A 24959-nucleotide genomic window follows, 5' to 3' on the forward strand; every position below is an offset into this window, starting at 1 on the left:
AGCCGTTAAAATTATATGCTTTAGGACACGCTACAGCGGCAATATCCGTGCCTCGGTATCGTCTCTACGGTAAACTACGCAAGATTACGGTTCAAAACTGATGGTTACGGGTTTTGCACCTTTAGATTAATGACTGAGAGGATTAAAGGTATCTCATGGCTGAATGGAGCGGCGAATATATCAGCCCATACGCTGAGCACGGTAAGAAGAGTGAGCAAGTCAAGAAAATCACGGTGTCCATTCCTCTGAAGGTGTTGAAGATCCTCACCGATGAACGTACGCGTCGTCAGGTGAACAACCTGCGTCACGCCACTAACAGCGAACTGCTGTGCGAAGCGTTCCTGCATGCGTTTACCGGCCAACCGTTGCCGAACGATGACGATCTGCGCAAAGAGCGCAGTGACGAAATTCCAGAAGAGGCGAAGGTGATCATGCGTGAACTGGGTATCGACCCGGATACGTGGGAATACTGATAAGCGGATACAAAAAAGGCACCTTGCGGTGCCTTTTTTTCGGGAAACTTATTTAGCGCCCGGGATGCTGAAACGCTTGTTGAAGCGGTCAACACGGCCACCGGTTGCAACATCACGCTGCTTACCAGTGTAGAACGGGTGGCATTTGCCGCACACGTCCAGGTTCAGATCGTGACCCACGGTAGAGCGGATCTGGATAGAGTTACCGCAAGAGCAGTTTGCAGTAATCATTTCGTATTTCGGGTGAATATCTTTTTTCATGGGAGAACCTCAGTTAAGGCCGCGTCGCTCTTCCAGCCCTAACGCCAGACACCACGCGATGTTGAATGTAAGTTCTTTGGCGTAAAGTACACCAAAGGCGGCGAATCATACAGAATTTAACCAACGTATGCAAACTGATCCGCACGCTGCTTTCACTAATGTGTATACTAACGCGCCACTTTTCAAGTCAGGAAGATTCGATGCCCGTCGCTCACGTTGCCCTGCCCGTTCCGCTTCCCCGCACCTTTGACTACCTGCTGCCCGACAGCATGAGCGCCAAAGCGGGCTGTCGCGTGACCGTGCCGTTCGGTAAACAGCAGCGCGTGGGGATCGTCGTCTCCGTCAGCGATAAAAGCGAGCTGCCGCTTACCGAGCTGAAATCGATCGTTGAAGTGCTGGACGATGAACCTGTTTACTCTCACAGCACCTGGCGACTGCTGCTGTGGGCGGCAGATTATTATCACCATCCTATTGGCGACGTATTGTTCCACGCCCTGCCGATTATGCTGCGTCAGGGTAAGCGCGCCAGCCATGCGCCAATGTGGTACTGGTTTGCCACCGAGCAGGGTCAGGCGGTCGACATTAACAGCCTGAAGCGCTCGCAAAAACAACAGCAGGCGTTGGCCGCGCTACGCCAGGGGAAAATCTGGCGCCATCAGGTCGACGAGCTCGAGGTGAGCGAAACCGCGTTGCAGGCATTAAGGAAGAAAGGGCTGAGCGAGCTGGCCAGCGAAGCACCTGCCCTTCACGACTGGCGCGACGGCTTTTCCGTCTCGGGCGATCGCCTGCGTCTGAATACCGAGCAGGCCACCGCCGTGGGCGCGATTCACAGCGCCGCCGATCGTTTCTCCGCCTGGCTGCTGGCGGGCGTCACCGGCTCCGGTAAAACCGAAGTGTATCTGAGCGTACTGGAAAATGTGCTCGCACAGGGCAAACAGGCGCTGGTAATGGTGCCGGAAATCGGCCTGACGCCGCAAACCATCGCCCGTTTCCGTGAACGCTTTAATGCGCCCGTTGAGGTTCTGCACTCCGGCCTGAACGACAGCGAGCGCCTCAGCGCCTGGCTGAAAGCGAAAAACGGCGAAGCGGCGATTGTGATTGGCACCCGTTCCTCACTCTTTACGCCGTTTAAAAATCTCGGCGTTATCGTGATCGATGAAGAGCATGACAGCTCCTATAAACAGCAGGAAGGCTGGCGCTATCACGCCCGCGACTTAGCCGTGTACCGCGCCCACAGCGAGCAAATCCCCATTATTCTGGGGTCCGCCACCCCCGCGCTTGAAACGCTGCACAACGTTCGCCAGCGTAAATACCACATGCTGCGCCTGACGCGCCGCGCGGGGAATGCCCGTCCGGCCATTCAGCATGTGCTGGATCTGAAAGGCCAGCAGGTGCAGGCCGGGTTAGCGCCTGCGCTGATTAGCCGCATGCGCCAACATTTGCAGGCGGGCAACCAGGTGATCCTGTTTCTGAACCGCCGCGGCTTCGCGCCTGCGTTGCTGTGCCACGACTGCGGCTGGATTGCCGAGTGCCCGCGCTGCGATCACTACTACACCTTCCACCAGGCTCAGCGCCATTTACGCTGCCACCACTGCGACAGCCAGCGTCCGGTACCCCGTCAGTGCCCGTCCTGCGGCTCAACGCACATCGTGCCGGTGGGTCTGGGGACGGAGCAGCTCGAACAGGCGCTGGCGCCGTTCTTCCCTGATGTGCCCATTTCGCGTATCGACAGGGATACCACCAGCCGCAAAGGGGCACTGGAGCAGCAGCTGGCGGAAGTGCATCGCGGCGGCGCGCGCATCCTGATTGGCACTCAAATGCTGGCGAAAGGGCATCACTTCCCGGACGTGACGCTGGTCGCCCTGCTGGACGTCGACGGCGCGCTGTTCTCCGCGGATTTTCGCTCCGCGGAGCGTTTCGCACAGCTTTATACCCAGGTTGCTGGTCGCGCCGGTCGAGCGGGTAAGCAGGGCGAAGTAGTGCTGCAAACGCACCATCCTGAGCACCCGCTGCTGCAAACGCTGCTGCACAAAGGCTATGACGCCTTCGCCGACCAGGCGCTGGCCGAACGTCAGACGATGCAGCTTCCTCCGTGGACCAGCCACGTCATCATCCGTGCGGAAGATCATAACAACCAGCAGGCGCCGCTATTCCTGCAACAGCTGAGAAATCTCCTGCAGGCCAGCCCACTGGTGGATAATCAGCTGTGGATTTTAGGCCCGGTACCCGCGCTCGCCCCGAAACGCGGCGGCCGTTTCCGCTGGCAACTCTTACTTCAGCACCCTTCGCGTATCCGTTTACAGCAGATCGTCAGCGGCACGCTGGCGCTGATTAATACCCTGCCGGAAGCACGAAAAGTGAAGTGGGTTCTGGACGTCGATCCGATTGAAGGCTGAAGACGGATCGAAAAATTTAATGCGCCTCACACTTTTTATGAAAATTCTGTAACCGATTCCATTAACTATCTGTAAAAATGGTGCGGTCCGCAGTTCGGTGTTCAGGCGAGGAGAAGACGTTGAAGTCCAGGAAAGAGGTTGCCTCGGCGACCATGAAAGACGTTGCCGAGAAAGCACAAGTCTCAACAGCAACCGTGTCCCGCGCATTGATGAACCCTGACAAAGTCTCCCAGGCGACCCGAAACCGGGTTGAAAAGGCGGCGCTTGAGGTCGGTTATTTCCCGCAAGCCATGGGGCGCAACGTTAAACGCAACGAATCCCGCACCATCCTGGTGATCGTGCCGGACATCTGCGATCCCTTCTTCAGCGAAATCATCCGCGGCATTGAGGTCACGGCCGCCGCCCAGGGCTATCTGGTGCTGATTGGTGATTGTGCCCACCAGAACCAGCAGGAAAAAACGTTCATCGACCTGATCATCACCAAGCAGATTGATGGCATGCTGCTGCTTGGCTCACGCCTGCCGTTTGATGCCAGCATTGAAGAACAGCGCAATTTACCGCCAATGGTCATGGCGAACGAATTCGCGCCGGAGCTGGAGCTGCCGACCGTTCATATCGATAACCTCACCGCCGCGTTCAACGCCGTGAACTATCTTCAGGAGCTGGGGCATAAGCGTATCGGTTGTATTGCCGGACCAGAAGAGATGCCGCTGTGTCATTACCGGTTGCAGGGCTACGTTCAGGCGCTTCGCCGTACCGGGGCTATTGTCGATCCGCACTACATTGCGCGCGGTGATTTCACCTTTGAAGCGGGCGGGCAGGCGCTGGAAAAATTGCTTGCCTTGCCAGAACCGCCTACCGCGGTCTTCTGCCACAGCGACGTGATGGCGCTGGGGGCGTTATCCTACGCCAAACGTCACGGCCTGCGCGTGCCAAAGGACCTGTCGATAATCGGTTTTGATAATATTTCGCTTTCGGAGTTTTGCGATCCGCCGCTTTCGACTGTTTCGCAGCCGCGGTATGACATTGGCCGGGAAGCGATGCTGCTTTTGCTGGATCAGCTGCACGGTCAAACAGTTAGCAGTGGGTCACGACTACTGGATTGTGAGCTGATTGTGCGCGGCTCTACCCAGGCATTAACTTAAAGTAAATACCTTTCGACACCCTTATCTGGTCAAAGCCCCGTCGCTTAAGTAACATGGCGGGCTGACGAACGAATAAATACAGCGAAACGATAGTGGCACAACGAGATTATGTACGTCGCGGCCAGCCGGCACCTTCGCGACGCAAAAAGAGTAGTTCAAAAAGCAAGCAACGTAGCCTGTCTGCTGTCTCCCCAGCCATGGTCGCCATTGCTGCGGCTGTGCTGGTGGCCTTTATTGGCGGCCTCTACTTCATTACGCATCATAAAAAAGAAGAGTCTGAAGCCCTTCAGGGTAACAAGGTCGTCGGCAACGGCCTTCCTCCGAAGCCTGAAGAGCGCTGGCGCTACATTAAAGAGCTGGAAAGCCGCCAGCCTGGCGTACGTGCGCCTACCGAGCCTTCTGCCGGGGGTGAAGTGAAGAATGCCGATCAGCTGACGGACGAACAGCGCCAGTTGCTCGCTCAGATGCAGGCGGACATGCGCCAGCAGCCTACGCAGTTGAACGAAGTACCGTGGAACGAACAAACCCCGGCGCAGCGTCAGCAAACGTTGCAGCGCCAGCGTCAGGCACAGCAGCAAACGCAACAGCAGCAGTGGACGCAGACGCAGCCGGTACAACAGCCGCGTACACAACCGCAGCAGCAGACGCGTACCGTACAAACGCAGCCTGTTCAGCAGCAGCCGAAAGCCCAGCCGCAGAAGCAAACAGCACAGCCGTATCAGGATCTGTTGCAGACGCCTGCACATACCACTGCGCAACAGCCAAAAACGCAGCAGGCTGCGCCGGTCACTAAAGAGACCGAGGCACCAAAGCAGACGGCTGAGAAAAAAGATGAACGCCGCTGGATGGTTCAGTGCGGTTCGTTTAAAGGCGCTGAGCAGGCAGAAACGGTGCGAGCTCAGCTGGCATTTGAAGGATTTGACTCACGCATTACCACCAATAACGGCTGGAATCGCGTGGTGATTGGACCGGTCAAAGGCAAAGAAAACGCAGACGGCACCATTTCCCGTTTGAAAGTGGCGGGCCACACAAACTGCATTCGACTCGCCTCCGGGGGTTGAAACCCCCAAAATCCCCCCCATCTATCATTTAATTCAGCCCTGAGCACAGGCTCAGGGCTTCTGTTTCCCGAATCTGTAACCAGGGGGTCTGCTCGTGACAACAATAGTAAGTGTACGCCGTAACGGCCAGGTGGTAATTGCCGGTGATGGCCAGGCCACGCTGGGTAATACCGTCATGAAAGGCAACGTGAAGAAAGTACGTCGTCTTTATAACGACAAAGTGATCGCCGGTTTCGCAGGCGGCACGGCTGATGCCTTCACGCTGTTTGAACTGTTTGAACGCAAACTGGAAATGCATCAGGGTCATCTGGTGAAAGCCGCCGTTGAGCTGGCAAAAGACTGGCGTACCGACCGCATGCTGCGCAAGCTCGAAGCACTGCTGGCCGTGGCTGACGAAAACGCCTCGCTGATCATCACCGGTAACGGCGACGTGGTTCAGCCTGAAAACGACCTGATTGCCATCGGCTCTGGCGGCCCGTACGCCCAGGCCGCAGCCCGTGCGCTGTTGGAAAATACCGACATGAACGCGCGCGATATCGCGGTGAAAGCGTTGGATATTGCAGGTGATATCTGCATCTATACCAACCACAATCACACCATCGAAGAATTGACCTCCAAAGCGTAAGGATCGCCCATGTCTGAAATGACCCCACGCGAAATTGTCAGCGAACTGAACAAACACATTATCGGCCAGGACAACGCCAAGCGCTCCGTGGCTATCGCACTACGTAACCGCTGGCGTCGCATGCAGCTCGACGAAGAGCTTCGCCACGAAGTGACACCAAAAAATATTCTGATGATCGGCCCGACCGGGGTGGGTAAAACCGAAATCGCCCGTCGTCTGGCCAAACTGGCTAACGCGCCGTTCATCAAAGTTGAAGCCACCAAGTTCACCGAAGTGGGCTATGTGGGTAAAGAAGTGGACTCCATCATCCGCGACCTGACCGATTCAGCGATTAAGATGGTGCGTGTCCAGGCGATTGAGAAAAACCGCTATCGCGCCGAAGAGATGGCCGAAGAGCGTATTCTCGACGTGCTGATCCCACCGGCAAAAAATAACTGGGGACAGGCTGAACAGCAGCCTGAACCTTCTGCTGCGCGTCAGGCATTCCGCAAAAAACTGCGTGAAGGCGAGCTGGACGACAAAGAGATTGAGATCGATCTCGCTGCCGCGCCAATGGGCGTGGAAATCATGGCCCCTCCGGGCATGGAAGAGATGACCAGCCAGTTGCAGTCCATGTTCCAGAACCTGGGCGGGCAGAAGCAGAAAGCGCGTAAGCTGAAAATCAAAGACGCGATGAAGCTGCTGATTGAAGAAGAAGCAGCGAAGCTGGTTAACCCGGAAGAGCTGAAACAGGACGCTATCGACGCGGTTGAGCAGCACGGTATCGTGTTTATCGACGAAATCGACAAAATCTGTAAGCGCGGCGGCAACAGCTCCGGCCCGGATGTTTCCCGCGAAGGCGTTCAGCGCGACTTGCTGCCGCTGGTGGAAGGTTGCACCGTCTCTACCAAGCACGGCATGGTGAAAACTGACCACATTCTGTTTATCGCGTCAGGTGCGTTTCAGGTTGCCAGCCCATCCGATCTCATTCCGGAACTGCAGGGTCGTCTGCCAATCCGCGTTGAGCTGCAGGCGCTGACCACTGAAGATTTCGAACGTATCCTGACTGAGCCAAACGCTTCTGTGACCGTACAGTACAAAGCGCTGATGGCGACCGAAGGCGTGAATATCGAGTTCACCGACGATGGGATCAAACGCATCGCTCAGGCCGCATGGCAGGTCAACGAAACCACCGAAAACATCGGTGCGCGTCGTCTGCACACCGTGCTGGAACGCCTGGTGGAAGATATCTCTTACGATGCGAGCGACCTTAACGGTCAAACCATTACCATTGACGCAGAGTATGTGGGCAAACACCTGGATGCGTTAGTGGCAGATGAAGATCTGAGCCGTTTTATTCTATAATCGCGTTCAATGCATTTTCATCACTGTTGATGGGGGCTATGGCCCCCATTTTTATTGGCTAAATAACTATGACTGATATCAGCCGTACGCAGGCGTGGCTCGAAAGTCTGCGTCCAAAAACGCTTCCTCTGGCTTTTGCCGCCATTATCGTCGGTACCGCACTTGCCTGGTGGCAGGGGCATTTCGATCCCCTGGTGGCTGGTCTGGCGCTTGTCACCGCCGGGCTACTGCAAATCCTCTCTAATCTCGCCAATGATTACGGCGATGCGGTAAAAGGCAGCGATAAACCTGATCGTATCGGGCCGCTGCGCGGGATGCAAAAAGGGGTGATTACCCAGGCACAGATGAAGCGGGCGCTGATTATCACCGTGGTGTTGATTTGCCTGTCCGGCCTGGCGCTGGTGACGGTCGCCTCGAAAACCACCAGCGATTTCATTGGCTTCCTGGTGCTGGGCTTGCTCGCCATTATTGCAGCAATTACCTATACCGTTGGGACGCGTCCTTACGGGTATATTGGTCTGGGCGACATCTCCGTACTGGTGTTCTTCGGCTGGCTGAGCGTCATGGGAAGCTGGTACTTGCAGGCGCATACGGTGATCCCCGCCCTGTTCCTGCCCGCGACCGCCTGCGGTCTGCTGGCGACGGCGGTGCTGAATATCAATAACCTGCGCGACATCGACAGCGACCGTGAGAACGGTAAGAACACGCTGGCCGTGCGTCTGGGCCCGGTGAATGCCCGCCGCTATCACGCCTGCCTGCTCATCGGCGCGCTGGTCTGCCTGGCGCTGTTCAATCTGATCTCTCTGCACAGCCTGTGGGGCTGGCTGTTTGTGCTCGCCGCACCGCTGCTGGTTAAGCAGGCCCGCTATGTCATGCGTGAACTCAGCCCGGCTGCCATGCCGCCGATGCTGGAGCGCACGGTAAAAGGCGCGTTGCTGACTAACCTGCTGTTCGTCATCGGGATTGTCTTAAGCCAGACGCTGAGTTAGCTGACAAATATCAATTAACAATTGATGATTTTGCCAACAAGGCATTTCGCACGATATACTGAACACATTCGCAGCAACAGAGCGTTAAACCTATGAAATACGATACCTCCGAGCTTTGTGACATCTACCAGGAAGATGTCAACGTCGTTGAACCCCTGTTCTCCAACTTTGGCGGACGGTCGTCGTTTGGCGGGCAAATCATCACGGTGAAATGTTTCGAGGACAACGGGTTGCTGTACGATCTGCTCGAAGAGAACGGCCGTGGCCGCGTTCTGGTGGTCGACGGCGGCGGTTCCGTGCGCCGTGCATTGATTGATGCTGAACTGGCGGGAATTGCCGTCCAGAACGAGTGGGAAGGCATTGTGGTGTACGGTTCCGTGCGTCAGGTGGACGATCTCGAAGACATGGATATCGGGATTCAGGCCATCGCGGCCATACCGGTAGGCGCAGCGGGCGACGGCATCGGCGAAAGCGACGTGCGCGTCAATTTCGGCGGCGTGACCTTCTTCTCGGGCGACCACCTTTATGCTGACAATACCGGCATTATCCTTTCTGAGGATGCGCTGGATATTGAGTAGTTAATCGGTAAGCGAGATGCATAAAAAAACCGCCAACAGCAATGTGGCGGTTTTTTTGTCCCTCGGGATTCGCGGTCCGTTGGGTGATATTGCAACCTTTAACCAGGATTTTTATCTTACCCTGATTCATTCCTCAGGTAACCCCTGTCGACCCTTTATGAATTCCTAATTATGTGTGGGAACCTTAACTCCGCAGCTGTTGCTCATTATGATGCTGTGTCCCTTTCCGCCATCTCGCAAATGGGCGCCGGTCCAGGGAAAGGTGTATTCACCACCGTAAAGCAACCTTTAACCGGGCTTGTGTCCACCGACTTATCACCGGTGGTGAACGGTGGAGCGGTAAGCAGCAGGGACCGCATAATGAAACGCTATTTATGTATCGCGTTCATTGCCGCCAGCGTACTCGTTGTAAAGAGCGATGAACCTGTTGGGTTTGTTGCTTTTGCTACGACAGCGCAGGACAAGTAGCGTTAAGGCCGCCTCAGGCGGCCTTTTTTATGGTTTGATATCGGTTAGCGAAAACCATAAAAAAGCCGGGTGGCGGCTTCGCCTTACCCGGCCTAATCAGTTAACCCCACCGGAATTAAACTTCTTCCATACGTCCCAGCAGTGCCTGCAGGCGATCCTGCCAGCCGTTCTGCTGTTCGCGCAGCTGGTTGTTTTCGCGCTCCAGTTCTTCACGGCTGTGCTGAGCATTCTGAACTTCCTGGGACAGGGAGTTGTTTTTCTCTTTCAGCTCTTCAATTTCCATCTGCAGCAGGGTGATGGTGTCGATCGCCTGCTGTACTTTCGATTCCAGTTTCTCAAACACTTCTAAAGACATGATGCTACCTCTCCTGAATTGCAAGGCGACGCTTTAACGTAAACGCGCACGACATATACCGTCGATTGTATGGAGCGCGGCGCTCTGTGTCCAGCGACACACCGCGCAGATCGCGGTTTGCAACACTTTTAGGTCTGGTCCTGGTGCGTTCGCGGTATATACCCCTAAATTGTTAACTCTTTAGTTAATGAAATGATTCAGCTCACATTATACCGTTGGTGCAAAAACGCGCTTTATGGCGCGAAAACGCTCATTTTATTGACACAGACCACACATTTTGATTTCGATATTTCTCGTTTGTGCTCGTTAACGATAAATTAACACTATGTCTACAGGGCATCGTGGCTGTCACGGGCGGTCACGCAAACAATAAACATTACTCTTTTGCAGGATTCCGATTATGAGTCAGACATCAACCTTAAAAGGCCAGTGCATTGCCGAGTTCCTGGGTACCGGGTTGTTGATATTCTTCGGAGTAGGCTGTGTCGCTGCACTGAAAGTGGCAGGTGCCAGTTTTGGTCAGTGGGAAATCAGTATTATCTGGGGTTTGGGCGTGGCGATGGCCATCTACCTGACCGCAGGGGTTTCCGGCGCACATCTTAACCCGGCGGTGACCATCGCGTTGTGGCTATTCGCGTGCTTTGACGGACGCAAAGTTGTCCCTTTCATCATTTCACAATTTGCCGGCGCCTTTTGCGCAGCGGCGTTAGTTTACGGGCTTTATTACAATCTTTTCACCGACTTCGAACAGACGCATCATATGGTGCGTGGCAGTGTCGAAAGTCTGGATCTGGCAGGCATTTTCTCAACGTATCCGAATCCGCATATTAATTTTGTGCAGGCGTTCGCAGTTGAAATGGTGATTACCGCTATTCTGATGGGCGTCATTATGGCGCTGGGCGACGACGGAAACGGCATTCCGCGCGGCCCGCTGGCACCACTTTTGATTGGCCTTCTGATTGCGGTAATTGGCGCATCCATGGGTCCGCTGACCGGCTTTGCGATGAATCCGGCGCGTGACCTGGGTCCAAAAACCTTCGCCTTCTTTGCAGGATGGGGCGATGTCGCCTTTACCGGCGGCAAAGACATTCCTTACTTCCTGGTTCCGCTGTTCGGGCCAATCGTAGGGGCGGCGCTGGGCGCATTCGGCTATCGCAAATTAATTGGTCGCCACTTACCGTGCGACACCTGTGTGGAAGAGGAAAAAGAGTCGACTTCCACCACACAACAAAAAGCTTCGCTGTAATCTGACTACGGGACACATACCATGACCGAAAAAAAATATATCGTTGCGCTCGACCAGGGCACTACCAGCTCCCGCGCTGTCGTAATGGATCATGACGCGAACATTGTCAGCGTGTCTCAACGCGAATTTGAGCAAATCTATCCGCGTCCAGGCTGGGTTGAACACGACCCGATGGAGATCTGGGCGTCACAAAGCTCCACGCTGGTGGAAGTGCTGGCGAAAGCCGACATCAGTTCTGACGAGATTGCCGCTATCGGTATCACCAACCAGCGTGAAACCACCGTTGTCTGGGAGCGCGAAACCGGTAAGCCCATCTACAACGCCATTGTCTGGCAGTGCCGCCGCACCTCAGAGATCTGCGAAAAACTGAAGCGCGACGGAATGGAAGAGTACGTGCGCAGTACAACCGGTCTGGTCATTGACCCCTATTTCTCCGGCACCAAAGTGAAGTGGATCCTCGATCACGTGGAAGGTTCACGCGAACGTGCACGACGCGGCGAGCTGCTGTTTGGCACCGTCGATACCTGGCTTATCTGGAAGATGACTCAGGGACGCGTTCACGTCACCGACTACACCAACGCCTCGCGCACCATGCTGTTCAACATCAACACCCTGGAGTGGGATGACAAGATGCTGGACGCGCTGGACATTCCGCGTGCGATGCTGCCAGACGTGCGCAAATCTTCAGAAGTTTACGGCCAGACCAACATCGGCGGTAAAGGCGGCACCCGTATTCCTATCGCCGGTATTGCCGGTGACCAGCAGGCGGCGCTGTTCGGCCAGCTGTGCGTCAAGGAAGGGATGGCGAAGAACACTTACGGCACCGGCTGCTTTATGCTCATGAACACCGGCGAGAAAGCGGTGAAATCAGAAAACGGTCTGCTGACCACCATCGCCTGCGGCCCACGCGGTGAAGTGAACTATGCCCTGGAAGGGGCGGTATTCATGGCGGGCGCCTCCATTCAGTGGCTGCGCGACGAGATGAAGCTGATCAGCGATGCGTTTGACTCCGAATACTTCGCGACCAAAGTGAAAGACACCAACGGCGTATACGTGGTGCCAGCGTTTACCGGTCTGGGCGCACCGTACTGGGATCCGTACGCCCGCGGCGCGATTTTCGGCCTGACGCGCGGTGTGAACTCAAACCACATTATTCGTGCGACCCTGGAATCCATCGCCTACCAGACGCGCGACGTGCTGGAAGCGATGCAGGCGGACTCCGGCATTCGTCTGCACGCCCTGCGCGTGGACGGCGGTGCGGTAGCCAACAACTTCCTGATGCAGTTCCAGTCCGACATTCTGGGTACCCGCGTTGAACGTCCTGAGGTGCGAGAAGTAACGGCGCTGGGCGCGGCGTATCTGGCAGGTCTGGCGGTTGGCTTCTGGCAAAACCTTGACGAGCTTCAGGAAAAAGCGGTGATCGAACGCGAATTCCGTCCAGGCATCGAAACCACCGAGCGCAACTACCGCTACAGCGGCTGGAAGAAAGCGGTGAAACGTGCCCTGGCATGGGAAGAGCACGACGAGTAAGACAGACTCACCCCTCACCCTAACCCTCTCCCCAAAGGGGCGAGGGGACTTAAAACACCCTCTCCCCTTTGGGGAGAGGGCCGGGGTGAGGGGCTCAGACCGCACCACCCCTCCCCCTCCCCACTCTGTGATAAACTTCGTGCAATTCCTTTTGATTGTACGAGTACCTCATGAAACGTGAACTTGCTATCGAGTTTTCCCGCGTCACCGAAGCTGCCGCCCTCGCAGGCTACAAGTGGCTGGGCCGTGGCGACAAAAATACCGCAGACGGCGCAGCCGTCCACGCCATGCGCATTGTGCTTAATCAGGTCAATATCGATGGCACTATCGTCATTGGCGAAGGCGAAATCGACGAAGCCCCGATGCTCTACATCGGTGAAAAAGTCGGGACGGGCAAAGGCGATGCGGTGGATATCGCCGTCGACCCGATCGAAGGCACGCGCATGACGGCGATGGGCCAGGCCAACGCGCTGGCGGTGCTGGCGGTGGGCGATAAGGGCTGCTTCCTCAACGCGCCAGATATGTACATGGAAAAGCTGATTGTCGGTCCTGGTGCTAAAGGCGCTATCGACCTTAGCCTGCCGCTGGATGCCAACCTGCGCAATATCGCAGCGGCGCTGGGTAAACCGCTCAACGAACTCACCGTGACCATCCTGGCGAAACCGCGCCACGACGCCACCATCGCTTATCTGCAAGCACTCGGCGTGCGCGTATTTGCCATTCCTGATGGCGACGTTGCCGCCTCTATTCTGACCTGCATGCCGGACAGCGAGGTCGACGTGCTTTACGGCATCGGCGGCGCGCCGGAAGGTGTGGTCTCTGCGGCAGTGATCCGCGCGCTGGACGGCGATATGCAGGCGCGTCTGCTGCCACGCCATGAGGTCAAAGGCGACAGCGACGAGAACCTTCGCATTGGTGAAGACGAACTGGCGCGCTGTGCGGCGATGGGCATCGAGGCCTATAAAGTGCTCGCGCTGAACGAGATGGCTCGCAGCGATAACGTGGTCTTCTCCGCAACCGGCATCACCAAAGGCGATCTGCTGGATGGCATCACCCGCAAGGGAAACATGGCCACCACTGAAACCCTGCTGATCCGCGGCAAATCCCGCACCATTCGCCGCATTCAGTCCATTCATTATCTCGACCGCAAAGACCCGGACGTACAGACGTACATTCTGTAAAACCGTTTGATCGATAGAGCTTTCCGGCCCGAATGGGCTGGAAATGTTTCCCACAAGTACGGAAGATAGAAGAGAGAAACAGCACAGGAGAAGAACATGGCGGACTGGGTAACAGGTAAAGTCACAAAGGTACAGTTCTGGACCGATGCGCTATTTAGCCTCACGCTGCACGCTCCCGTTCATCCGTTTACCGCCGGGCAGTTTGCCAAGCTCGGGCTGGATATCGACGGTGAACGCGTACAGCGCGCCTACTCTTACGTTAACGCGCCTGATAACCCGGATCTCGAGTTCTATCTGGTCACCGTCCCGGACGGTAAGCTCAGCCCGCGCCTCGCCGCGCTGAAACCGGGCGATGAGGTGCAGATTGTCTCCGACGCGGCGGGGTTCTTCGTGCTGGATGAAATCCCCGACTGTGACACGCTCTGGATGCTGGCGACCGGCACGGCCATCGGCCCGTATCTCTCTATCCTGGAGTACGGCAAAGATCTGGAGCGCTTTAAGAATATCGTGCTGGTTCACGCCGCGCGCTACGCCGCAGACCTGAGCTATTTGCCGCAGATGCAGGCGCTGGAACAGCGATATGGCGGGAAGTTAAAAATTCAGACGGTGGTCAGCCGCGAAACCGCAGCTGGCTCGTTAACCGGCCGCGTTCCGGCGTTGATTGAAAGCGGCGCGCTGGAAGAGGCGGTGGGTTTACCGATGAATACCGAAACCAGCCACGTGATGCTGTGCGGTAACCCGCAGATGGTGCGCGATACGCAGCAACTGCTGAAGGATACCCGGCAGATGACGAAACACCTTCGCCGCCGACCGGGCCATATGACCGCCGAACACTACTGGTGATCAGCGGTACTTCACCTCAAGGGTATCTTTTCCGTATTTGTTCTCGCTCTGGGTGCCGATAAACGCGCCCAGTTCGACAACCATCATCACAAAGATAACCGTCGGCAGCAGTCTGCCCACCACCCACGGGAGGATGGAGGGCAGCATTGACCAGTTCCCCGCCACCAGCATCCACGCCAGAATAATCAGAAAAGCCCAAGCGCCGGAGCGACCGCGATCGTGCAGACGTTTCACCACCACGGCGGCGGTTGGCCACAGTAAACAGACCAGCGCAAAGGCCGCAGTTTGCGTGCTCAGCCAGGCGTTATAGGCAACAAAAAACAGAAGCAGCATGGCGACAACCCACGCTGCCATCCAGATCCAGAAGTCACGGCGTCCAATACGCCCTTTGAATGAAAACAACCACTGCTGTATGGTCATGTAAGGTTCCTTATTATTGTTTAGCCCGCATTTTACCCTGGAGTTGTGACCTTTTGACAAGCCGACCAGATATCGTTTTAATCATGGGCAATAACGGCCAGGGGCAATGTTGATGAAAAGTTCGGCACACTCTCTTTATTTGTGTTTAGCGATGCTGAGCGCCAGTTTTTCTCTGCACGCCGCGGAACCGGCTTCCCCGGTCACCGCCCCCTACCTTCTGGCGGGCGCCCCCTCTTTCGATCAATCTATCAGCCAGTTCCGCGAAGCCTTCAATAAAGAAAACCCCTCGCTTGCGCTGGGGGAGTTCCGTGCGATTGACGGTGCCCGCGATACGCCAACCCTGACCCGCGCTGCCAGCAAAATTAACGAGAATCTATATGCTTCCACTGCCCTTGAGCGCGGAACGTTAAAAATCAAAAGCATGCAGATCACCTGGCTGCCGATTCAGGGCCCAGAGCAGAAAGCGGCGAAAGCGAAAGCGCTGGAGTATATGAGCGCTATTCTGCGCGCCTTTACTCCCACCTTCACGAAAGCGCAAAGCCAGCAAAAGCTGCAAAAACTGCTTACCGCCGGGAAAAACAAACGCTATTACGCGGATACGGAAGGTGCCGTTCGCTATGTTGTCGCAGATAACGGCGAAAAGGGGCTGACCTTCGCGGTTGAACCGATTAAGCTGGCCCTATCAGACGCACTCGAGGGGGCGAATTAATGACAAAAAGCAAAGCCTTTCGAGGGAAAATCTCTATACTGATTCACAGACCATGCTGCCCTTAAGGGTGGCCATATTCCTTAATTCGCTTATTGAGCGTGGAGAATTGAAATGCGACATCCTTTAGTGATGGGTAACTGGAAACTGAACGGCAGCCGCCACATGGTAAACGAACTGGTTGCTAACCTGCGTAAAGAGCTGGCTGGCGTGACCGGCTGCGCGGTTGCTATCGCTCCGCCGGATATGTACCTGGATCTGGCTAAACGTGCCGCTGACGGCAGCCACATCATTCTGGGCGCGCAGAACGTTGACGTTAACCTGTCTGGCGCGTTTACCGGTGAAACCTCCGCTGAAATGCTGAAAGACATCGGCGCGAAATACATCATCATCGGCCACTCTGAGCGTCGCACCTACCACAAAGAATCTGACGAGTTCATCGCGAAGAAATTCGCTGTGCTGAAAGAGCAGGGTCTGATCCCGGTTCTGTGCATCGGTGAAACCGAAGCAGAAAACGAAGCGGGTAAAACCGAAGAAGTGTGCGCACGTCAGATCGACGCTGTGCTGAAAACCCAGGGCGCGGCAGCGTTCGAAGGCGCGGTTATCGCGTACGAGCCAGTCTGGGCGATCGGTACCGGCAAATCTGCAACTCCAGCGCAGGCACAGGCGGTGCACAAGTTCATCCGTGACCACATTGCAAAAGCAGACGCGAAAGTGGCTGAGCAGGTCATCATCCAGTACGGCGGTTCCGTTAACGCATCAAACGCAGCTGAGCTGTTCACCCAGCCAGACATCGATGGCGCGCTGGTTGGCGGCGCATCCCTGAAAGCAGACGCTTTCGCGGTGATCGTTAAAGCGGCAGAAGCGGCTAAGCAGGCGTAATTGCCTTTGGGGCGGGTGGCGCTTCGCTAACCCGCCCTACAAAACCACTACAAACGTCCTAATACGCTAAACCACAAATAATCCAGCGGCAGCAGCACCAGATACGTAGCAATCGCCAGCGCCAGGCAGAGCAGCATCCCCGCCTTCGCAGGCACTTTCCCTAAGCCCATCGCCACCACAATCGGCGACGCCTGATACGGCAGCAGCGGCGTGGAATACCCCAGCACCTGAATCATGATCACCGACAGCAGCGGGAAGCCGGTCGCGTCGGAGAAGCTCTGCGCCAGCGTGGTGTACAGCGCCGGAACGCCGTTGGCGGTCATAATGAAGTTGAGCGCCGTGGTGATCCCCGTCAGCGCCAGGAAGCTGGTAAACGGGCGGTCTGCATCCAGCGGCATGATATGGAGCAACGCCTCGCCTACGGCCGCACCGATACCGGTCTGCGTCACCGTAATGGCCAGCCCGAGTATACCCGCGACGTAAATACAGGTGCGCATATTCACCCCCGCCGAGAACTCCTCGCCGGTGATAAATCCGATGCGCGGCAGCATAACGATGACCGAGGCCGCCAGCCCCGTCCATGCTGGCCCCACGCCGTGCCAGCTTTCCGTTACCCACATCGTCAACACCACCGCCAGCAGCCAGGCGAGACGTTTTTCGTCACGCGCCATCGGTTCCGATGGCGCGAGATCCTTCGCCGGTTTTGGGTTGCCGGGAAACAGCCAGCAGATCAGGCCAATCAGAATCAGGCCTTTGAGAATACCCAGCACCGGCGTATGCAGCAGCAGATACGGGACATAGTTGAGGTGGATGCCGTATGAGCCCTCCGCCGCGCCGCTCATCACAAGGTTTGGCACGTTAGCGGGCAAAATAGTGGCCGAGAGCTGGAAGGTGCCAAACCCGACCGCCAGCGCCAGGCCAAACCAGGCCCGCGAGCCATCAGGAATGCCGGCCCGCTTCGCCATCGCGGCGACAATCGGCATCAGCAGCGCAATACGTCCCATGTTCGACGGCATCACGAATGCCAGGGCATAGCTCAGCAGCACAACGCTTGCCACCATCAGCACCCAGGAGTCGGTAAGCTTTGCCGACAGCGCCCGGGCGGCCCTGTCCGCCAGGCCGGTTTTCCGAATCGCCACGCCCAGCACAAAGCCGCTGAACACCAGCCAGAAGGCAGACGAGGCGAAGCCGCCAAAGATCACTTCCGGCGGGGCGATTCTGGCGGTCATCGCCGCCGTAAAGAACAGCAGCGCGGTGATAAATTCCGGCAACAGCGACGTCGCCCACAGCACGATGGTGACGCCGACGATCAGCGAGGGAAGCAGCAGAGGATGCGTTAACCAGAGCGACATACCTGTCTCCTGTAGAATTTTTCAGCAAGTCTACGGCGACAGGCAGGGCGAGTAAACGCTATTTATGGTGGGGTCACTTCAGGATATCGCATTGATGATCCTGCAATTCCTCAGCCGACGCACGGTTAAAGGTCAGCAGGTTACGCTCCGTCGCCAGCAGTACAAACGAGCCGTCCGACTGCTGCGCCATCGCCAGCGCGAAGCGTCCCATATGGTCGCGCGCTTCCGGCAGCTCTTCCGCCAGCATCATAAACGGGCTGCGCTGCACCAGTTCGTTCTCCGTCACCCGACGGGCAAGGTACTCATGCCCTTCCAGCCCGCCCGGAAGCGGTAGCCACTGGGTGCTGATTTGCCCCTGCGCCGCGTTCAGCTTCTCGCGCACGTCCGGGCGCAGGCAGGAGATGTGGATATGGAAATGGTTTTGCGTGCGCCCGGTCGGGGAGTTGATGGTCAGAGAAACAGCGCTGTCAGGCACGTCGGCTCCCCGTTTCATGCTCATAAAATGACGAGACTGCCATGCCAGCCAGAAGAAATTCGGTGTCTGAGGCTCAGTCAGCAGCGGGCTTTCGGTGCCGTTGATACGGTACGTGGGCATCAGCAGGTATTGCAGCGGTCCGTTGCGGTCCTTGAACACCACGTAGCCCGCATCTGGCATCACCTGCGCACACGGCGCCGGGTTACGGTTATGCAGCTGGTTGGGCACACACTGGTCGAGAACGATATGACGCAACGCATTCGGATTACCCGCTTTCATCCAGTACACGCCGCCTGCGGCAAGGGCGATAACGATCAGAATCAGTAAGATAATTTTTTTCACAACGCGTTCCCTGTTTTCAATAGAGGCAAAAGAGTAACGCAAAATGATGACCAAATAAAAAACCCGGTGGATTTCTCACACCGGGTTACCGTGTCGTTCTTTGTAAAACGCTTAGCGCTTGCTGATCTGGTCGAAGGTGCCGCCGTTAGAGAAGTGCTCTTTTTGCGCTTTGGTCCAGCCGCCAAAAACATCATCGATAGTGAACAGCTTCAGTTTCGGGAAGGCGTTTTCGTATTTCTTCGCGACGGCCTCATCGCGCGGGCGGTAGAAGTTTTTCGCCGCAATTTCCTGCCCTTCCGGTGAGTAGAGGTACTTCAGGTAGGCTTCCGCCACCGCTTTGGTGCCTTTCTTATCAACAACCTTATCGACGACGGAGACGGTCGGCTCAGCCAGGATGGATTCGCTCGGGGTCACGATCTCGAATTTGTCTTTACCCAGCTCGTTGGTCGCCAGCAGGGCTTCGTTTTCCCAGGCAATCAGCACGTCGCCGATGCCGCGCTCGACGAAGGTGTTAGTTGCGCCGCGCGCGCCGGAGTCCAGCACTTCGACATTTTTAAACAGCGCTTTCACGAATTCCTGCGCTTTAGCCTGGTCACCGTTGTTGTGGTGCAGGGCGTAGCCCCAGGCCGCCAGGTAGTTCCAGCGTGCGCCGCCGGAGCTTTTCGGGTTCGGCGTGATGACAGACACGCCCGGCTTAATCAGGTCGTTCCAGTCTTTAATCTGTTTCGGGTTGCCTTTGCGCACCAGGAAGACAATGGTCGAGGTGTATGGCGCAGAGTTGTCCGGCAGGCGCTTGATCCAGTTTTTGTCGATACGGCCACGCTCCGCGATCGCGTCTACGTCATAAGCCAGCGCCAGGGTAACCACATCGGCTTCAATGCCGTTGATCACCGATGTCGCCTGCTTACCTGAACCGCCGTGAGACTGGCGAACCACCACGTTATCGCCGGTTTCCTGTTTCCAGTGCGCCGCAAAAGCTTTGTTGTACTGGTCGTACAGTTCACGCGTCGGATCGTACGACACGTTCAGTAACTGAATGTCCTTTGCCAGAACGCTGGTCGATGCCAGCAATAATGTTAACCCCACGCCCCATTTATTCATCGCCCGGCTCTCTTGTTTAGTGTTTTGATGAATGCAGCGTGCCAGAAAGCTAACCGATGATTAAAGAATAAAAAAAGATTGGCTATAACGTGGAGGAATAAAAAAAGGATGGGCACAAAAAAGCCGGGTGGCGGCTACGCCTTACCCGGCCTACGATCCGTGCTTTTGTAGGCCCGGTAAGCGCAGCGCCACCGGGCAACAGAGCCGATCAGTACAGTTTTTTCGCGCAGTCCAGCCAGTCACCTTTGAACGGACGCTTCATGTTTTCAATGGCGTCGATGATGTCATGGTGAACCAGTTTCTCGTTCTGAATACCGACGCAGCGGCCGCCGTGGCCCTGTAGCAGCAGCTCGATCGCGTACGCACCCATGCGGGACGCCAGGATACGGTCGTACGGGCCTGGGGAACCGCCACGCTGAATGTGACCCAGAACGGTCGCGCGGGTTTCGCGTTTGGTTTCGGTTTCGATGTACTTCGCCAGCTCGTCAACGTCACAGATGTGCTCGGTGATAGCAACGATGGCGTGTTTCTTACCTTTCGCGATGCCGGCTTTGATCTCTGCGACCAGATCTTCACGGCTGAACTCTACTTCCGGAACTACCACGAACTCACAGCCACCGGCAATGGCCGCCGCCAGGGTCAGGTCACCGCAGTAACGGCCCATCACTTCAACAATGGAAATACGCTGGTGAGAGGAAGAGGTGTCACGCAGGCGGTCAATCGCTTCCACAACGGTACCCAGCGCGGTGAAGTAACCGATGGTGTAGTCAGTGCCTTTGATGTCGTTGTCGATGGTGCCAGGCAGGCCGATGCACGGGAAGCCCATTTCAGTCAGACGTTTTGCACCCATGTACGAGCCGTCGCCGCCGATAACCACCAGCGCATCCAGACCCCGTTTTTTCATGTTTTCGATAGCCACTTCACGGATGTGTTCGTCACGGAATTCCGGGAAGCGCGCGGAACCGAGGAAAGTACCGCCACGGTTGATCATGTCAGACACGCTGTAGCGGTCGAGCTGAACCATGCGGTCTTCATACAGACCCAGGTAACCGTCATAGATACCAAAAACTTCCAGACCTTCCGTCAGCGCTGCACGGACAACCCCACGGATTGCCGCGTTCATGCCCGGCGCATCACCGCCGCTTGTCAACACACCGATTTTCTTAATCATGACTACCTCTGAACTTAGGAATGCAAAATTGAAATCTGCTGCCGGAAGAAACTGTTCAACCGTCGAATACTGCAAATAGTATATCAATCCCTTCCAGCTGAATTGATTCAGGTCAGGCCATATGGTGGTAATTTATCCACAAAATGCTGGTCTGGCTCACTTTTTTACAACGAATTACGAAAGCTCAAAACGCCCTGGGGACGACAGAGCACGGATCCTGGTGAATAATGACGTCTGACCCAGGGAAACGCTGCAAAATCGCCTGCTCCACCTGTTCAGCGACCATATGCGCCTGAACCAGTGGCAGGTTGTCTTCCATTTCCAAATGAATCTGAATAAAGCGGGTCGGCCCTGACTGCCGCGTACGAAGATCGTGAGCACCACTGACGCCAGGCCAGTGGGTCACGATGGCATAAATTTCATCACGTTCTGCATCCGGAAGCGCACGGTCAAGAAGCGACTGTACCGCGTCATACCCCATCCGCAACGCGCTGTATAAAATATAGATCCCTATCCCTAACGCAAACAACGCATCGGCACGATGCCAGCCATACCAGGCCAGACCGAGCGCAATAAGAATTGCCCCATTCATCATAACATCAGACTGATAATGAAGCATATCGGCCCGTACAGCCTGGCTTTGTGTTTTGCGTACAACCCAGCGCTGGAACGTTACAAGAACAAGTGTGCTTATAAGTGCAACTACGGTTACGACCACACCAACGCCCGGATCGTTCATCGGAGAAGGCGAAATAAGATGCTGAATGCCGGTCAAAAACAGGAAAAGCGCGGAGCCAGAAATAAACATACTTTGTGCCAGCGCGGCCAGCGATTCCGCTTTGCCGTGGCCAAACGTATGCTCTTCATCCGCCGGTTGCAGCGAATAGCGCACCACCAGCAGGTTGGTCAGCGAGGCGGCAATATCCACAAGTGAATCCACCAGCGCCGCCAGAATACTAACCGACCCGGTGTACCACCACGCGAAAATTTTAATGATCAGCAAACACGACGCCGTCACCGTCGCGGCGATTGCGGCCCGGCTTACCAGCCGTCCATAGGATTGATTCATAAACACTCCTGTCATGCCATGGCGCTAGTATAACGGATGGTTGAGGAGTCAAAGGATGAATAAACGGTTAACAACACTGAACGATGGGCAAAAAAAACCCCCACATCATGTGGGGGAAGACAGGGATGGTGTCTATGGCAAGGAAAACAGGGTTTACTGGTTACTACGGGTACTGCTATTGCTACTGAAAAGCGTCATATCTGAGCTTCGCTGCATCCGTGCAACCTCACGCAACTGGTTCATACGTTGCTGATGTTTGGTATTCAAAACCGCTTGCTGCTCGGGCGTTAGCAGGTGGAACATCTGGTTGCGTACCTTCGCCATTTCTACCTGGCGGGCAACCTGTTCCTGCGCCATTTTTTCTGCCTGAGCGCGTACAGCGCTTTCGTCAAAATTTTCTGCGGTGACAAGGCGATGCATTGTCTCCATTTCGCTAACATTAACAGGGGGCTGGTCGTGTCGTGCCCTCTGCATCAGATCTCGCATCTGTTGACGCTGATGTTCGGTTAAACTTATGCCGTCAAACATATGGCTTTGGCTGCTGTGCTGCGTTGCGCCCTCTGCTGAGGAACCGTTATCGCTGTTGATAGCTACAGCAGCCTGGCTAAACGCACAGAAGGCCAGCGTTGAGGCCATGACGGCAGCGGTAACTTTGCGCATCACTTGCTCCCAAAATCTTTCGTGTCGCGATTCAACGAGAGACAGTCTACGATTCAGGCTGCAAACATGCGTCAGGGGGTGTAAAACAACGTAAAGTCATGGATTAGATAGCCTTGATGTCGTAATTTCTGCCTCGGAGGTATTTAAACAATGAATAAAATCCTGTTAGTTGATGATGACCGAGAGCTCACATCTCTTTTAAAGGAGTTGCTCGACATGGAAGGTTTCAACGTCCTGGTTGCCCACGATGGGGAACAGGCGCTGAGTCTCCTTGACGACAGCATCGATTTACTTTTGCTCGACGTCATGATGCCGAAGAAAAACGGCATTGATACGTTGAAAGAGCTTCGCCAGACACACCAGACCCCCGTCATTATGCTGACCGCGCGCGGCAGCGAGCTTGACCGCGTACTCGGCCTTGAGCTGGGTGCGGATGACTATTTACCTAAGCCGTTCAACGACCGTGAACTGGTGGCCCGTATTCGCGCGATCCTGCGCCGCTCTCACTGGAGCGAGCAGCAGCAGAATACCGACAACAGCTCACCTACGCTGGAAGTGGACTCCCTGAGCCTGAACCCGGGCCGCCAGGAAGCGAGCTTCGACGGTGAAACGCTGGAGCTAACCGGCACCGAGTTCACCCTGCTGTATCTGCTGGCGCAGCATCTCGGCCAGGTGGTGTCGCGTGAACACTTGAGCCAGGAAGTGCTGGGCAAACGCCTTACCCCGTTTGACCGCGCCATCGATATGCATATCTCGAACCTGCGCCGTAAACTGCCGGAGCGTAAAGACGGTCACCCCTGGTTTAAAACCCTGCGTGGTCGCGGTTATCTGATGGTTTCCGCTTCATGATAGGCAGCTTAACCGCCCGCATCTTCGCCATCTTCTGGCTGACGCTGGCACTGGTTTTAATGCTCGTTTTGATGTTGCCAAAACTCGACTCACGCCAGATGACGGAGCTGCTCGACAGCGAGCAACGTCAGGGCGTGATGATCGAGCAGCACGTGGAAGCGGAGCTGGCAAACGATCCGCCGAACGATTTAATGTGGTGGCGCAGGCTGTTTCGCGCTATCGACAAGTGGGCGCCCCCCGGACAACGTCTTTTACTGGTCACCAGTGAAGGCCGCGTGATTGGGGCCGATCGCAATGAAATGCAGATTATCCGCAACTTTATTGGCCAGGCGGATAACGCCGATCACCCACAGAAAAAGAAATATGGTCGGGTAGAAATGGTGGGTCCTTTCTCGGTGCGGGATGGGGAAGATAACTACCAGCTCTACCTGATTCGCCCCGCGAGCAGTTCCCAGTCCGACTTCATCAACCTGCTGTTTGACCGTCCGCTGTTGCTGTTGATTGTCACCATGCTGGTTAGTTCCCCACTGCTGTTATGGCTGGCGTGGAGCCTGGCGAAACCGGCGCGTAAGCTGAAAAACGCGGCGGACGAAGTGGCGCAGGGCAACCTGAGGCAGCATCCGGAGCTGGAATCCGGGCCGCAGGAGTTCCTGGCCGCCGGAACCAGTTTTAACCAGATGGTGAGCGCGCTTGATCGAATGATGACGGCCCAGCAACGTCTGCTGTCGGATATCTCCCACGAGCTGCGAACGCCGCTCACGCGTTTACAGCTGGGTACCGCCCTGCTGCGCCGTCGCAGCGGTGAGAGCAAAGAGCTGGAGCGTATTGAGACGGAAGCGCATCGCCTGGACAGCATGATCAACGATCTGCTGGTGATGTCGCGCAATCAGCAGAAAAACGCGCTGGTGAGCGAAACGGTGAAAGCCAATCACCTCTGGCATGAGGTGCTGGACAACGCGGCCTTCGAAGCGGAACAGATGGGCAAATCCTTCACCGTCAATTTCCCGCCGGGCCCGTGGCCGCTGTACGGTAACCCCAACACGCTGGAAAGCGCGCTGGAGAATATCGTGCGTAACGCCCTGCGCTACTCGCACACGAAGATTGAAGTGGCGTTCTCGGTGGATAAAGACGGGATCACTATCATCGTGGACGACGACGGTCCAGGCGTCAGCCCGGAAGATCGCGAGCAGATTTTCCGTCCGTTCTACCGTACCGACGAGGCGCGCGACCGTGAATCTGGCGGTACGGGGCTGGGTCTGGCGATTGTTGAAACAGCCATGCAGCAGCACCGTGGCTGGGTGAAAGCCGATGACAGCCCGCTGGGCGGTCTGCGGTTAACGCTGTGGCTGCCGCTGTATAAGCGTTCGTAATCCCCTCACCCTAACCCTCTCCCCATAGGGGAGAGGGGACGGCTCGGTGCGGTCTTTTCACCCTCGC

Annotated in this window: 25 protein-coding genes; 16 read left to right on the forward strand and 9 right to left on the reverse strand. The window is 56.1% G+C overall.

Features of this window, described 5'->3' with window-relative positions:
* Positions 1–155: 155 nt before the first annotated feature.
* Positions 156–473 carry a met regulon transcriptional regulator MetJ gene (metJ, locus tag ACOTZP_RS13495; protein WP_006179183.1) on the forward strand — a complete coding sequence of 106 codons (318 nt, stop codon included), beginning with the start codon at positions 156–158 and terminating at the stop codon, positions 471–473.
* Between the two features lie 48 nt (positions 474–521).
* Here the strand turns inward: metJ and rpmE are convergent, their stop codons facing one another.
* On the reverse strand, positions 522–734 hold the full coding sequence (gene rpmE, locus ACOTZP_RS13500; RefSeq protein WP_003862040.1) for a 50S ribosomal protein L31: 213 nt from the start codon (positions 732–734) through the stop codon (positions 522–524).
* Positions 735–934: 200 nt separating this feature from the next.
* Here rpmE and priA point away from each other — a divergent pair, with 200 nt between their 5' ends.
* The 7 genes from priA (at position 935) to rraA (ending at position 8872) form a co-directional block, all read left to right on the forward strand.
* Entirely contained in the window at positions 935–3130 is a 2196-nt protein-coding gene (gene priA / locus ACOTZP_RS13505) for a primosomal protein N' (RefSeq protein WP_045308713.1), read from the forward strand.
* 119 nt (positions 3131–3249) lie between these two features.
* Positions 3250–4275, forward strand: coding sequence for a DNA-binding transcriptional regulator CytR (cytR, locus tag ACOTZP_RS13510; protein ID WP_063853129.1), 1026 nt, complete (start codon positions 3250–3252; stop codon positions 4273–4275).
* Positions 4276–4367: 92 nt separating this feature from the next.
* A complete protein-coding gene (ftsN, locus tag ACOTZP_RS13515; protein ID WP_017383099.1) occupies positions 4368–5336 on the forward strand; it encodes a cell division protein FtsN in 969 nt (322 codons plus the stop codon).
* 94 nt (positions 5337–5430) lie between these two features.
* Positions 5431–5961, forward strand: a complete 531-nt coding sequence (gene hslV / locus ACOTZP_RS13520; protein ID WP_022649795.1) for an ATP-dependent protease subunit HslV — start codon at positions 5431–5433, stop codon at positions 5959–5961.
* A gap of 9 nt (positions 5962–5970) precedes the next feature.
* On the forward strand, positions 5971–7305 hold the full coding sequence (gene hslU, locus ACOTZP_RS13525; RefSeq protein WP_022649796.1) for an HslU--HslV peptidase ATPase subunit: 1335 nt from the start codon (positions 5971–5973) through the stop codon (positions 7303–7305).
* A 62-nt stretch (positions 7306–7367) separates the two neighbouring features.
* Complete coding sequence (gene menA / locus ACOTZP_RS13530) at positions 7368–8294, forward strand: 1,4-dihydroxy-2-naphthoate polyprenyltransferase (protein ID WP_088581795.1); 927 nt, start codon at positions 7368–7370, stop codon at positions 8292–8294.
* A 92-nt stretch (positions 8295–8386) separates the two neighbouring features.
* Positions 8387–8872 (forward strand): ribonuclease E activity regulator RraA, encoded by a 486-nt coding sequence (rraA, locus tag ACOTZP_RS13535; RefSeq protein WP_022649798.1) that lies wholly within the window; start codon positions 8387–8389, stop codon positions 8870–8872.
* 583 nt (positions 8873–9455) lie between these two features.
* Here rraA and zapB read toward each other — a convergent pair.
* A complete protein-coding gene (gene zapB / locus ACOTZP_RS13540; RefSeq protein ID WP_022649799.1) occupies positions 9456–9695 on the reverse strand; it encodes a septal ring assembly protein ZapB in 240 nt (79 codons plus the stop codon).
* A gap of 400 nt (positions 9696–10095) precedes the next feature.
* On the opposite strand from zapB, the gene ACOTZP_RS13545 reads away from it, so the two are divergent.
* The 4 genes from ACOTZP_RS13545 (at position 10096) to fpr (ending at position 14495) form a co-directional block, all read left to right on the forward strand.
* Entirely contained in the window at positions 10096–10941 is an 846-nt protein-coding gene (locus ACOTZP_RS13545; protein WP_022649800.1) for an MIP/aquaporin family protein, read from the forward strand.
* Positions 10942–10962: 21 nt separating this feature from the next.
* A complete protein-coding gene (glpK, locus tag ACOTZP_RS13550; protein WP_022649801.1) occupies positions 10963–12471 on the forward strand; it encodes a glycerol kinase GlpK in 1509 nt (502 codons plus the stop codon).
* Between the two features lie 170 nt (positions 12472–12641).
* Entirely contained in the window at positions 12642–13652 is a 1011-nt protein-coding gene (gene glpX / locus ACOTZP_RS13555; RefSeq protein ID WP_022649802.1) for a class II fructose-bisphosphatase, read from the forward strand.
* A gap of 96 nt (positions 13653–13748) precedes the next feature.
* The gene (gene fpr, locus ACOTZP_RS13560; protein ID WP_022649803.1) at positions 13749–14495 is read left to right on the forward strand and encodes a ferredoxin--NADP(+) reductase; all 747 of its coding nucleotides are present in this window, start codon (positions 13749–13751) and stop codon (positions 14493–14495) included.
* Here the strand turns inward: fpr and ACOTZP_RS13565 are convergent, their stop codons facing one another.
* Positions 14496–14915, reverse strand: a complete 420-nt coding sequence (locus ACOTZP_RS13565; RefSeq protein ID WP_022649804.1) for a DUF805 domain-containing protein — start codon at positions 14913–14915, stop codon at positions 14496–14498.
* 112 nt (positions 14916–15027) lie between these two features.
* Here ACOTZP_RS13565 and ACOTZP_RS13570 point away from each other — a divergent pair, with 112 nt between their 5' ends.
* A complete protein-coding gene (locus ACOTZP_RS13570; protein WP_022649805.1) occupies positions 15028–15624 on the forward strand; it encodes a DUF1454 family protein in 597 nt (198 codons plus the stop codon).
* Between the two features lie 111 nt (positions 15625–15735).
* Positions 15736–16503 (forward strand): triose-phosphate isomerase, encoded by a 768-nt coding sequence (gene tpiA, locus ACOTZP_RS13575; RefSeq protein ID WP_003862019.1) that lies wholly within the window; start codon positions 15736–15738, stop codon positions 16501–16503.
* 47 nt (positions 16504–16550) lie between these two features.
* Here the strand turns inward: tpiA and ACOTZP_RS13580 are convergent, their stop codons facing one another.
* The 6 genes from ACOTZP_RS13580 to cpxP form a co-directional block, all read right to left on the reverse strand.
* The gene (locus tag ACOTZP_RS13580) at positions 16551–17855 is read right to left on the reverse strand and encodes an SLC13 family permease (RefSeq protein WP_048965674.1); all 1305 of its coding nucleotides are present in this window, start codon (positions 17853–17855) and stop codon (positions 16551–16553) included.
* A 73-nt stretch (positions 17856–17928) separates the two neighbouring features.
* Positions 17929–18672, reverse strand: a complete 744-nt coding sequence (locus ACOTZP_RS13585) for a CDP-diacylglycerol diphosphatase (protein ID WP_022649807.1) — start codon at positions 18670–18672, stop codon at positions 17929–17931.
* Between the two features lie 111 nt (positions 18673–18783).
* A complete protein-coding gene (locus tag ACOTZP_RS13590; RefSeq protein ID WP_023298902.1) occupies positions 18784–19773 on the reverse strand; it encodes a sulfate ABC transporter substrate-binding protein in 990 nt (329 codons plus the stop codon).
* A gap of 208 nt (positions 19774–19981) precedes the next feature.
* On the reverse strand, positions 19982–20944 hold the full coding sequence (pfkA, locus tag ACOTZP_RS13595; protein WP_003862009.1) for a 6-phosphofructokinase: 963 nt from the start codon (positions 20942–20944) through the stop codon (positions 19982–19984).
* Between the two features lie 184 nt (positions 20945–21128).
* On the reverse strand, positions 21129–22013 hold the full coding sequence (gene fieF, locus ACOTZP_RS13600; protein ID WP_023298903.1) for a CDF family cation-efflux transporter FieF: 885 nt from the start codon (positions 22011–22013) through the stop codon (positions 21129–21131).
* A gap of 153 nt (positions 22014–22166) precedes the next feature.
* Positions 22167–22673 (reverse strand): cell-envelope stress modulator CpxP, encoded by a 507-nt coding sequence (gene cpxP, locus ACOTZP_RS13605; RefSeq protein WP_023305089.1) that lies wholly within the window; start codon positions 22671–22673, stop codon positions 22167–22169.
* A gap of 150 nt (positions 22674–22823) precedes the next feature.
* Between cpxP and cpxR the strand changes: the two genes are divergently transcribed.
* Positions 22824–23522, forward strand: a complete 699-nt coding sequence (gene cpxR / locus ACOTZP_RS13610) for an envelope stress response regulator transcription factor CpxR (RefSeq protein WP_003862004.1) — start codon at positions 22824–22826, stop codon at positions 23520–23522.
* Positions 23519–24892: an envelope stress sensor histidine kinase CpxA gene (gene cpxA / locus ACOTZP_RS13615; protein WP_022649811.1), complete on the forward strand. Its 1374-nt coding sequence runs from the start codon at positions 23519–23521 to the stop codon at positions 24890–24892. The genes cpxR and cpxA overlap by 4 nt, the downstream gene beginning before the upstream one ends.
* Positions 24893–24959 lie beyond the last annotated feature (67 nt).

This window comes from Enterobacter cloacae complex sp. SYL001, from assembly GCF_049237025.1.
GTDB lineage: Bacteria > Pseudomonadota > Gammaproteobacteria > Enterobacterales > Enterobacteriaceae > Enterobacter > Enterobacter intestinihominis.